This is a genomic window from Cognatundibacterium aquatile (assembly GCF_014699135.1).
GTDB lineage: Bacteria > Pseudomonadota > Gammaproteobacteria > Burkholderiales > Burkholderiaceae_D > Undibacterium > Undibacterium aquatile.
This window is the reverse complement of record NZ_JACOFT010000003.1, coordinates 247,488-259,259: the sequence shown is the minus strand read 5'-3', so window position 1 is coordinate 259,259 and position 11,772 is coordinate 247,488. Positions and strand designations below refer to the sequence as shown.

Genomic DNA, 11,772 nt, shown 5'->3' with positions numbered 1-11,772 from the left:
TTATGTTTCATATTAAATCGCTGGAACTGGTGCACTGGGATTACTGGCAGCGCATCAAAAATATTCCTCTCGACGCCAAGATCATTACGATTGCCGGACAAAATGGTTCCGGCAAAACCACCTTGCTCGATGCTCTGCGCACCTTGTTTGGGCTCGAATGTTCTATGGGCCGCTCTTACAAACACTATGCCCGCCATTCCGGCCAGCAAACTGCATGGATACGTGCGGTTGTCGATAACAGTGCGGTCGGGCCGCAGATTTCTAATCGCCCTTTCCGCATGTCGGGGCTGTATGAAGATGAAGTCACGCTGTTCTGCAAAATAGAAAAAAACGGCGGCGACTGGAAGCGTCAGTATCTGATGCGCGGCGGTAAAGTTGAGATTGAAGAAGTCACCGAAGCACACGACTGGCTGGGTGTGGAAAGTTACCGCAAACGCTTATCCCATGCGGGTTTATCGAATGCGATGGGCAAGGTGCTGGCGCTCGAACAGGGCGAAACCGACAAGCTGTGCGAATACGCCCCACGCCAGTTGCTCGATCTGGTGTTTCAGGTCTTTGGCGATAAAGAAGTGCTGGATGCTTACGACGATGCGAAGCGCCATCAGCATGATACCGAAGTCGAATTGCAGCGCTTTGAAACTGAACTCGAAGGGGCAAAAGCCAATCTGGAAGGTTTGCGCCTGAAGGTCGCGAATTACCATCAGTATGAAAGTCTGCATAAAGAAAAACGTGATCTGCAGGAAGAAATTCTGCCAACGCTGCAATACCATGAAGACCTAGCCAGAGCCGCAGCCACCAGCCAGTCGCTGCGCAACAGCAAACGCTTGCTGAAGACGCAGGATGAAGCCTTATCCGGGCGCCGTCAGCATCTGGCACAGCAAGCGCATGAGGTGTCGGAAGCCAAGCAAGTGGAAACCGCGCTGGAAGCCGAAGAATCTGCGCTACGTGAAAAGCTGCAGCAAATCAATGCGAAGCTGAAACCGCAGGAAAGCCTGCTGGAACAAAAAAGCCGCCTGCAAAAACTCGCCGCCGAAGCCGATGCCGATGTCGCCAATGTCGCCGACGATTTAGAGAAAAAAGAAGCCGAACTCTCGCGCCAGAAAGCCGATCGCGACGCGCTCAGCCAGCGCATCGCCAGCGAGATGGATACCATCGCCGCACTGCAAGGAAAATCTGCCCTGCCCGACCCGGAAAACGTGCGTCACATGCGCCGCGCCCTGAACGATGCAGGCATCGCACATTGCATGTTGCCGGATATCGTCGAAGTCACCGACCCGCAATGGCAAGGCGCGGTAGAGGGGATGTTGCGCGGCTATACCTCAGTGATACTGCTCGATAAAGCCAGCGACGCCGCTGCCGCCTACCGCATTGGTGAAAAGCAGAAATACAGCCACTTCATCGTGCCTGAGCGCATCAGTGCACCCGTCGTCAAAGACCAGAGTTTGCTATCGGTCGTGAATTTCACCGCGCAGGCACCGGCCTGGCTGATCGAACAATTACAACGCGTCTCCACCGTCGGCTCGATTGAAGCAGGCATGAAACTGCCGCGCTCGCAAGAATGGATTACGCCCGACGCGTATCATTTTGAACGGCGTGGCGGCCGTTCTCTGTTTGTCGAAGTATCACGCTACCGTTTCGGCAATGCTGGTCGCACTCAGCGTCTGGAAGCATTGCTGAAATCGCTGCCGCGCCTGCAATCGCAGGAAGATGTGCTGACCATGAATATCAGCAAACTCGCCGGAGAAATCAGCGCGTATAAAGCGCGTCTGGCGGGTGTCGATGCAGCGAAAGAACTCAGTGCACGTCATGCTGAATTTGAAGAAGCACAGCGCAATACGCAACCGCTGAAACAACAGCGTATCGAAGTCGGCAGCCGCTTAGGTGAAATCGCCCCATTGCTGAAAGCAGCAACAGAGCAGCGTTCCGTCGCGCATCTGAAATGGGAACAGGCCAAGGCAGCGATCGCCGATGCGGAAGCGCAATTGCGTGTATCAGAAAAGCGTCACGCCGAAGAGCGCGCCGCCCAATACGAAACCCTGCGCAGCATGCGCGATACCTGGCATACCTTGCCGCCAAACTGGAAGCGTGCCTCGCACCGGCGTGAACTGGTGGCGGAACATGAAAATGTCCATCAGATCGAATTGCGCATCCGCAGTCTGAGCAATAATCTGGCGCGCGATGACTGGGAAACTGACGCCACCGTGGTCGATCAGTACACCCGTCTGAACGCCTTGCTGCAAGGTCGTCAGGCAGAAACCGATGAACGCCGTTATCAGAATAACCGCGCAATCGAAGCCACTATCAATGCCCGCGCCGCCTACATGGACAGGCTGCGTTACACCATCAAGGCTTACAGTAAAAATATCCGGCAACTCGGTGAACTGGCTGGCATAGAAGTGCATACCGATCCGGTCAAACTGGAGAACGATGATATTCAACTGGCGCAGGCCGGTTTGCATGTGCGTTTCAAATTCGATGGCAAAGGCCCTATCGGTATGAACGACGGTGAAGCCTCCGGTGGTCAGCAGGTGATGAAATCACTGATTCTGCTGATCGGTCTGCTGAAATCTGAAGATGGTTCCGGCGGTTTCGTTTTCATCGATGAACCGTTTGCCCATCTGGATATCCGCAATATTCAGCTGGTCGGCGAGTTCCTGAAAAATACCGATGCGCAATATCTGATGACGACACCATTGACACATAACACTGACGTCTATGACCCGTCAGAACTGACGCTGATCACCAGCAAAAAGAAAAAAGATACCGAATGGGCGCAGCCGATTTTCGTCTTGCAACGGAAGGTGGAAAAAAGCAAGGAAAACCGTGCCTGACCTCTTGCATACACAGTTTCGTAATCAATAGCCGACAGTCTGAAAAAATATCCAGTGCAGCCCGCAGTTGCACTGGGGTATCTCTCAGAAAAACCGTACAATGCTTTTTTTGAAATATCTGGCATTGTCTGCCGGCTGAAGGGGAAACATCACCCCCATCGTCACAGTGTATGAAGGAGAGATGCTGCATGAGCATGGAAATGGATGTCGCCACGGATGTCGTGAGCGAGGCGTTGATCGTCAATGAAGCAGAAAAGGCTGCGGGCGGTTCCCATGCTGCCAAAGTACATGCGCCTACCGGCAACTGCGCCAATTGCGGCACGCCTTTGACCGGTGCCTATTGTCATGCCTGTGGGCAGTCAGCGCACATTCATCGCTCTCTGCTGCATATGGCAGAAGAGCTTTTACACGGATTGTTGCACTTTGAAACCAAAGCCTGGCGCACTATCCCGGCACTGATTTTTAAACCCGGACAATTAACCCGCAATTATATTCAGGGACAGCGGACACGCTATGTGTCACCGCTGGCGCTATTTCTGTTTCTGATTTTCCTGATGTTTTTCGTCTTTTCAATGACGGCGAGTCATCAGGAAGAAAAGTTATCGTCTGCAACGAAAAGCAAGGTCGGCATCAACACCACCACTGACGGCAATAAAGAAAAAATACCGCAGGCCGATGACAACACTGTTCAATCAGACATAGATAAAGAACTAAAACAGTTGCGCAAGGAACTGAACGAAGGCGCAGACACGCAGCAAAAAACTGACAAAGAGCAAAGTCAGAAAAAAGACCCGACAGCGCCTGACCAGCCCGCAGCTATCACTATGGAGACAGGGAACGCGGCAACTGATAATGAGGTTGTCGATGCCAGCACACTGATCAAAAAAGTCGACCGGCAGTTTGACAACAAAAAAATGTCTTCGGCCCTGCCAAGGTTGGAACAGAAAATTAGGACGGCCGTTAAAAATCCTGAGCTGATTCTCTACAAAATGAAAAGTAATGCCTCAAAATTTGCTTTTCTGCTGATGCCGATGTCACTGCCATTTTTGTGGTTGCTGTTTATGTTCCGACGTCAGTACGTCATGTTTGACCATGCTGTTTTTTCGCTGTATTCATTATGTTTCATGAGCTTACTGCTGATGTGCACCGCGCTGTTAAACAGGTTCGGTTTCAGCGGAATTGCGGCGATGCTGTTCGCATTTGTACCGCCGGTGCACATGTATACGCAGCTAAAACAAGCGTATCAGCTGAGTGTCAAAGGCGCACTCTGGCGCACCTTTGCATTACTTTTTATTGCAACATGCACGCTGTCTTTTTATGCGATTGTTGTGCTGTCAGTCAGTGTTTAAATATCTATCTTCTGACTTCTTAACTTACGGATAGGATATTTCGGTATCAGTATTTTCTTAAAAGAAAAAAGCCCCGCTTAAATATATTGCGGGGCTTTTTTTACGGCAGCCTGGTAATTTACATGCTGGAATGCGGATGCAAATGCAGACGATGGTCGTTGGCTTCGAGTTTGCCCTGACAATCGATGCAACGTTCGGCTGTCGGCTCTGCCTCTAAACGCGCAAAAGGAATGGTACTGCCACATTCGCTGCAAATATCGGCGACGTTTTCATTGAGTCTGGCCTGTGCCCGCTGCAACGCCTGCCACTCCGCATGATGATGCAGGTATTGCGCCATCTCATCGGCATTGAGCGCATCATTCGTGAGACGGTCGCCCTCGCCCGATTGTATCTGCAAGCTTTCAGGATTATGTTGCCGCAATTCCTCTTGTATGCTTTGCTTCAAGCCATCCAGTTTCTCTTTTAAGCTGTTTTGTTGTGCACTGTTGAGACTCATGTTTTCTCCCTTAAATCGATGACCTGCCAAGTGTCCAGATTACTCTGATCAAAGTAAAACCGTCTTGATAAAACACAATCCGGATGCCGCCAATCTGTTCTTAAAACAAGAATATAAAAATCTGACCTGTATGGTGAATATTCTGGTCTACGTTATCACACGTCTGTGTGCGATAGCAATGCAGGGCTTTAGGTAACAGCAGATGTCCGGCCTCATGCATATCAAAGCACAAATAGCTCCCTACAAGCATCATCGGCATGAAATAATTCTGTTGTACGCTGTTATTCCTCTCGCATCCAGTCGGCCTCCTGTGGCTGGCTGTTTTGTTAACCTCCATTGAACATCAGAACATGAAACCGATGAAGCCCTCCCTGCTTTGTATGCGCCCTGTGCGCAGGCTGTTTTTACTTACTTGTCTCGCTGCCACCAGCAGCCTGGCAGCATTTCCGGCGATTGCGGCAGACAAACCTGCACAACCAAAACTGGTCGTGGTACTGGTGGTCGATGGTTTGCCGCAAGAGCAAGTCACGCGTTATCGTGATCAGTTCGGTCAGGGCGGATTCCGCCGTCTGCTGGATCAGGGAGCCTGGTTCAATAATGCGCATCAGGCGCACGGCGTAACAGTCACCGCGGTCGGTCACGCTGCCGTACTGACGGGCGCGTATCCTTACCAGCACGGCATCATCTCGAACGACTGGACAGATACGAAAACGCTGGAATCCATGTACTGTACGCAAGACAATGCGCACAGTTATATCGGCGATGAAACCAAACCCGGTGCGGGAACCTCGCCTGCAAATTTACGCGCCAGCACGGTGGGCGACGAATTGCGCTATGCAACCGGTAACCGCGCGAAAGTGATCACGGTATCCGGCAAGGATCGCGGCGCGATTCTGCTCGCAGGCAAAGCGGGGACGGCGTATATGTATATGGGCAAATCCGGCAATTTCGCCAGCAGCACCTATTACATGCAAAGCCACCCGCAGTGGGTGCAGCAATACCATGCCAGCAAGCCACAGGATAGATTCTATGGCAAAGAATGGCGTCCCTTACTTGCAGATGCGTCGTATGCCGGTGATGCCAGCGACGATCTGATCGCTGACGAAAAAAACCGCTTCCCGTTTAAATATGAAAGCAAATCCGGCAAACCGGATGCGGAATATTACGGCAAGCTGTACACCGGTCCTTATCTCGATGAAATGACACTGGACTTTGCACGTGCTGCGGTGGAAGGCGAAAATCTGGGCCGCAATCCTGCCGGTGTGCCGGATGTGCTGGGCGTCAGCTTATCCAGCCATGATTATGTGAATCATAGTTTCGGCCCTGAAAGCCGGATGTCGCACGATCATTTGCAAAGACTCGATCGTCTGCTGGCGAATTTTTTCAGCTATCTGGATAAACGTGTTGGCCTTGATAACACCATGGTCGTACTGACTGCTGATCATGGTTTCCCGAATGTGCCGGAATTCTCGCAATCGATCAAACGCGATGCACAGCGCCTTGATGGCAAGCAAATGTCGGCAGCATTGAGTAAACATCTGGCAGAAAAATTCGGGCAGGAAAACCTGGTCAGAAAATGGTCGCCGCCAAATGTGATTCTTGATTACACACTGATAGAGCAAAAGAGTCTGAAACGGGAAGAAGTAGAAAACACCGCCGCACGTTTCTTGTTGAATTACCCCGGCGTCGCCAATGCCTTCACCCGCACGCAACTGGAAAATGGCAATCTGCCCGCTACCCGTATCGGTACCCTGATGCAACGCGCGTGGAACCGTCAGGTATCCGGTGACATTATGGTGGTCGTCAAACCTTTCTGGTATTTCAGCAGCGGAAAGCAAGGTACTTCGCATGGTTCACCTTACTCGTATGACACGAATGTGCCGCTGATGATCATGGGCAAACCGTGGATTAAAGCAGGCGCTTACGGTCAGTATGCAGAGGTGATGGATATTGCACCGACACTCGCGCATCTGTTGCGCGTGCGCCCACCATCCGCCGCCGAAGGCCGGGTACTGACAGAAGCCCTGCACTGATAGCGAATTGTTGATTCCTGATATTCGATACCTGTAATTGAAAACGAAAAAAGCCGCATGAAAAATCATGCGGCTTTTTTTATTTCAGCGGCCTGACTTGTTGCTTCAGGCTTTGCGATAGTTATTCAGCATTTTGTAGTTCTTTGCATACAGCGCAAACAACAAGGCTGCGAGTAAGGCAAAACCGGCGAAGAAGAACATCTGGAACGCCGCCACACTGATGCCTGTCGTTTTGATCTGCTCCGTCACTGCCGTGCTTTTGACACTGGAATTGGCAAGCAAGACCCATAAGTTACCTATCGTCACGGACAGATTCCAGAAACTCATGATCACGCCTTTCATTGCCAGCGGTGCCTGACTGTAAGCGAATTCCAGACCCGTTGCCGATACCAGCACTTCACCAAAAGTCAGCAAAGCATACGGCAAGATTTGCCAGGTGATATCTATCGAATTGCCGCCGTCAATCGCCAGTTGCATAAAGCCGACGACGATCCATGCCAAGCCGGAAAACGCGATGCCCAGCCCCATACGACGCAGGGCAGTCAGCTCAACGCCCATGCGCTTGAGCATAGGGTACAAAATCAGGTTATTGAATGGAATCAGCAGCATCACCAGCATAGGGTTTAATGCCTGCATCTGTGAGGACTGGAACCACGATGGTTTCGTCATCAGATCGGCCTGCAATACCCAGGTTGACGCTTTCTGATCAAACAAAGACCAGAAAGGCGTCACCAGCGCAAACACCACCAGAATGCGCAACACAGAACGCACGCCATCGACTGCCTCATCAGGATGGGCACCACGCGCGCGATCCAACTGCATCCATGCACCCATGCCACCGAATCCCAGCATCAACACCAACACCAGACACAAAGCAGCGACTAAGCCGATGGCCGGAATCAGAAACAGCGAGCCAATTGCCAGCACCGCGCCCAACCATGCCATCAGCGTGCCGCTATTCGATTGCCCGGCAACTTTGGTCGTCAGCGCAGTACGCACGACATTCAGGAAAGAATGCGGGTCTTTTGATACCGGCGGTACATGCACATATTTCTTGCGGCCAGACCAGAAAATCATGGTCGCGATGAACATCAGCGCACCAGGAATACCAAAAGCGACGCTGGCACCCAGTTGCTTGAGAAACAGCGGCATCAGCAAGGAAGCAAAGAAGGAACCGAAATTGATGATCCAGTAAAAACCATCGAATACTTTTTGTGCCAGCTTGCGATTGGTCTGGTCAAACTGATCGCCGACAAACGAGGTCACCAGTGGCTTAATCCCGCCGGAACCGAGCGCGATCAGAAACAGGCCGGTATAAAAACCATTGCGGTTATCCTCGAATATCGCCAGACACGCATGTCCTGCGCAATACACAAGACTGAGCCAGAACACGGTATTGTATTTACCAAAGTAACGGTCGGCCAACCAGCCACCCAGCAAAGGAAAAAAATAGACGCCGATCACGAAGGTATGAAAAACTTCCTTCGCCATGCCTGCACGCATGTTTTCAGGCATCGACAATAACAGGCTGGTAATCAGAAATGAGGTCAGGATGTTGCGCATGCCATAAAAGCTGAAACGTTCACAGCCTTCATTCGCGATAATGTAGGGAATTTGTGGCGGCATTTTCGCTTGTTCAGCGTGCCCGGTGTTTTGCGTCATCGACCTCTCCAGTTTCATTGTTGTTGTGTTGAACAATAAGAAAACGGCCCTTGGTAAAGGCCGTCTGTAAAAAACATTTTATCCTGCTGTATTTTTCGCCCTAAATGGTGGGCGAAGTATCCTGATTTGCCGGTATCACGTCAAGCTTCAGAAGCGCCAGCAAGCAGGTAAAGCCTTGACTTGCTGACGATAGCGGATTGATTTTTCGTTTTATTTTCTGCCTTTTATTTTGCGCCAGATCCGGAATGGCAGGCGGAAAATAAAGCGTATAAACGTCACGGTGAATATTGCCTCCAGCAAGGTCAGCACAAATGCTACAGCCGTATTCCAGCGTTCATCGCGACGGTGGAATTTCGCCACCATGCGGTCGCTGTTGATTTCTATACTGTCATAGAAAGTCGGCACCACGAGCAAGGTCAGCAAAGTCGAGGTGATAGTGCCACCGATAATTGCAATTGCCAAAGGACGGTAAAACTCGCCGCCTTCACCGAGACCGATTGCGACTGGCAACATACCTGCAATCAATGCAAATGTCGTCATCAGAATCGGCCGCAGACGTTTGCGCCCGGCATACATCAGCGCTTCTTCGCGCTCAAAACCTTCACGCTCACGTTCACGCGCACAGTCCAGCAGCAAAATCGCATTCTTCGCCACCAGCCCCATCAGCATGATGATGCCGATAAAGCTCATCAGATTGAGTGTGCCTTTGGTCAGCAACAGCGCCACCACCACACCGATCAGACTCAAGGGCAAAGACAGCATCACCGCAATCGGTGCCGTGAACGAACCGAACTGCATGACGAGAATCAGATACATCAGACCGATGCCCATCACCAATGCAATTCCCATCTCGCTGAACAATTCTTTCTGCGAGCGGGCGGCACCACCGAGTTCGAGTGCATAACCAGTAGGAAAACTCATCGCTTTGGCGATTTTCAGCGCATCGGAAGTCACTTCACCGGCAGAACGTCCCTGCACGTTGGCTGACACCGCAATCATGCGTTTGCCATCGTAATGCTGAATCTGCGATGGCCCTTTGCCCATCGTGATTTTCGCAATCTGTTCCAGCGGCACCATCTTATCGCTGCCGGTCACGGAGATCGGCAAACGTTCGATGTTTTCCAGATTGACGCGGTCACCCGGTTGCAAACGCACAGATACATCGCGCGTTTCGCCGGTAGGATCAACCCAGTCGCCAACTTCCACACCGGCAAACGCGACCCGCAATGCTTGTGCGGCGTCATTCACAGAAATGCCCAGGGTATTCGCCAGCCCGCGATCCATTTCTATCTGCAATTCATCTTTAGGATCTTGTTCAGACAAGCCGACATCAACTGCGCCATCGACTTTTCTGAGCTTATCCATGAATTCATTTGCAATCGACAACAGCTTGCGGGCATCCGGGCCAGAGAACTGTATCTGCACCGGCTTACCGCCGCCATTATTCAGATCATCCTGCACCACATATTCGGCACCGATGATGTTGCCGACCAGCTTGCGCAATTCAACGGCAATCTCTGCCGCCGAGCGTTTACGTTCTGTGCTTTTGCCAATATCAACATAGACGCGGCCACCGCTCAGATTGACCGTGCTGTTGGTTGCCTTGGTTTCTTTGATAGTACGCGCAAGCTCTGCTGATTTTTCAACTTTCAGACGAGAGTATTCCAAACTCGAACTCGAAGGAGTGCGCACGTTGACGATCAGCATGCCGTTATCGGCTGCTGGCAAAAAGCTGGAGCCGCCCAGTGTCGCATGTAAGACGATCGCCACAACAAATGAGACACCGGCAATCACCGCCATCCAGACGCGGTGATGCAGCGCCCATGCAATCACATTACCGTAACGGTCTGACTGATGATCGAACCATTGATTGAACCTTACCAAAACCAGACTAATGCCTTTTTTCGGCAATTCATGATGCCCCGGCGGATCACCCCAGTAAGCCGACAGCATAGGATCGAGCGTAAAGGAAATAAACAGACTGACCAGCACCGAAGACGCCACGGTCAACGCAAACGGCCGGAACCACTCGCCGGAAACGCCCGGCATAAACGCGACAGGAATGAAAACAGCAATGATAGAAAACGTCGTTGCCGCCACTGCCAGCCCGATTTCTTTCGTCCCGTTACTTGCAGCAGTACGTCTGTCCACACCCATTTCCATGTGCCGGACGATGTTTTCGCGCACCACAATCGCATCATCAATCAGCACACCGATCGCCAGCGATAATCCCAGCAAGGTCATGAAGTTGAGGGTAAAGCCGGATAACCAGATCGCAATAAATGCGGCCACAACCGAGGTCGGCAGACTCAGCGCTGTAATCAGAGTTGAACGCCAGGAATTAAGGAAAACATACACCACGAAAATCGTCAGCACCGCGCCGAAAATCAGCGATTCGATGACGTTATTCAGACTGCTTTCAGCATCCTTACCGCCATCCTGCGTGACTTCCATTTTAGTACCGGCAGGCAGTGTTTTGTTGATCTCATCGACCATGCTGCGAATGCGTTTTGCCACCGACACCGTACTCGCATCGCGTGAACGGGTCACAGAAATACCGACGTTAGGATTGCCGTTGCGGACGCTGAAACCGCTGATCTCAGCAAAGCCATCGGCGATATCAGCAACCTGTGCCAGGCGGATGATTTCATTACCACGGCGCTTGATGACGATTGCCTTGAAATCCTCCGGCGACTCTATCCTGCCGATCAGACGTATGCTTTGTTCGTTGAGTTCACCTTTAACTTTACCCACCGGCGCTGTGGTGTTCTGGCTTTTTAAGGCGTTCACGACTTCCGCCACCGACACATTGTATTCACGCAGTTTCTGCGAATGCAGCAAGACACTCAGCTCGCGTTTCAGCGAACCATTGACAGTGACTGTCGCAACGCCATCAATGCCCCGGAATTTTTCCGAAAATTCATCTTCGGCCTTGCGTGAAATCTCAGCGTGCGTCAGTGTGCTGGAAGACAAAGCAATCTGCATGATGGGTTGCGCCGACGGGTCTATTCTTTGCAGCACCGGTTCACGCATTTCCACCGGCAGCTTGTAGCGCACACCGGCAATCGCATTTCTCACCTCATCCGAGGCTTCCACCATGTTCTTATTAAAGTTGAAGAAGATGACGATACTAGCGCTGCCCTCATAAGCAGTTGAGGTCAATTTATCGACACCGGTGATACTCTGCAAAGATTTTTCTATGCGGTTAATCACTTCCCTTTCCACGGTTTCCGGTGAGGCACCGGGATACGGCACGCTGACCACCAGCAAGGGCTGATCGACATCCGGAATCTGATTAACCTTGAGTTTTTTCAGGGCGAGTAAGCCCAACGCCATCAATGCGATGATGATGACGATCATCGCTATCGGGCGTTTGATACTGAAGTCGGATAAAAACATAG

At 51.4% G+C, this 11,772-nt stretch carries 6 protein-coding genes; 3 read left to right on the top strand and 3 right to left on the bottom strand.

From position 1 onward, the window contains the following. Positions 1–2: 2 nt before the first annotated feature. Together H8K26_RS09730 and H8K26_RS09725 are read left to right on the top strand one after the other, a co-directional pair. Positions 3–2,831, top strand: coding sequence for an ATP-binding protein (locus H8K26_RS09730; protein WP_190479163.1), 2,829 nt, complete (start codon positions 3–5; stop codon positions 2,829–2,831). 188 nt (positions 2,832–3,019) lie between these two features. Next, positions 3,020–4,180 (top strand): DUF3667 domain-containing protein, encoded by a 1,161-nt coding sequence (locus H8K26_RS09725; protein WP_190479160.1) that lies wholly within the window; start codon positions 3,020–3,022, stop codon positions 4,178–4,180. Between the two features lie 118 nt (positions 4,181–4,298). Here the strand turns inward: H8K26_RS09725 and H8K26_RS09720 are convergent, their stop codons facing one another. Then, on the bottom strand, positions 4,299–4,676 hold the full coding sequence (locus H8K26_RS09720; RefSeq protein ID WP_190479158.1) for a TraR/DksA family transcriptional regulator: 378 nt from the start codon (positions 4,674–4,676) through the stop codon (positions 4,299–4,301). Between the two features lie 359 nt (positions 4,677–5,035). On the opposite strand from H8K26_RS09720, the gene H8K26_RS09715 reads away from it, so the two are divergent. After that, positions 5,036–6,709 carry an alkaline phosphatase family protein gene (locus H8K26_RS09715; protein WP_223826944.1) on the top strand — a complete coding sequence of 558 codons (1,674 nt, stop codon included), beginning with the start codon at positions 5,036–5,038 and terminating at the stop codon, positions 6,707–6,709. Between the two features lie 105 nt (positions 6,710–6,814). Here the strand turns inward: H8K26_RS09715 and H8K26_RS09710 are convergent, their stop codons facing one another. Continuing rightward, positions 6,815–8,371, bottom strand: coding sequence for a POT-type proton-dependent oligopeptide transporter (locus H8K26_RS09710; RefSeq protein ID WP_186896962.1), 1,557 nt, complete (start codon positions 8,369–8,371; stop codon positions 6,815–6,817). Positions 8,372–8,581: 210 nt separating this feature from the next. Continuing rightward, positions 8,582–11,770, bottom strand: coding sequence for an efflux RND transporter permease subunit (locus H8K26_RS09705; protein ID WP_190479157.1), 3,189 nt, complete (start codon positions 11,768–11,770; stop codon positions 8,582–8,584). Between the last annotated feature and the right edge of the window lie 2 nt (positions 11,771–11,772).

Excerpts from the sequence above, each read along its gene's own strand:
- H8K26_RS09730 (WP_190479163.1), top strand. The coding sequence starts at position 3 with ATGTTTCATATTAAATCGCTGGAACTGGTGCACTGGGATTACTGGCAG.
- H8K26_RS09725 (WP_190479160.1), top strand. The coding sequence starts at position 3,020 with ATGAGCATGGAAATGGATGTCGCCACGGATGTCGTGAGCGAGGCGTTG.
- H8K26_RS09720 (WP_190479158.1), bottom strand. The coding sequence starts at position 4,676 with ATGAGTCTCAACAGTGCACAACAAAACAGCTTAAAAGAGAAACTGGAT.
- H8K26_RS09715 (WP_223826944.1), top strand. The coding sequence starts at position 5,036 with ATGAAGCCCTCCCTGCTTTGTATGCGCCCTGTGCGCAGGCTGTTTTTA.
- H8K26_RS09710 (WP_186896962.1), bottom strand. The coding sequence starts at position 8,371 with ATGACGCAAAACACCGGGCACGCTGAACAAGCGAAAATGCCGCCACAA.
- H8K26_RS09705 (WP_190479157.1), bottom strand. The coding sequence starts at position 11,770 with ATGTTTTTATCCGACTTCAGTATCAAACGCCCGATAGCGATGATCGTC.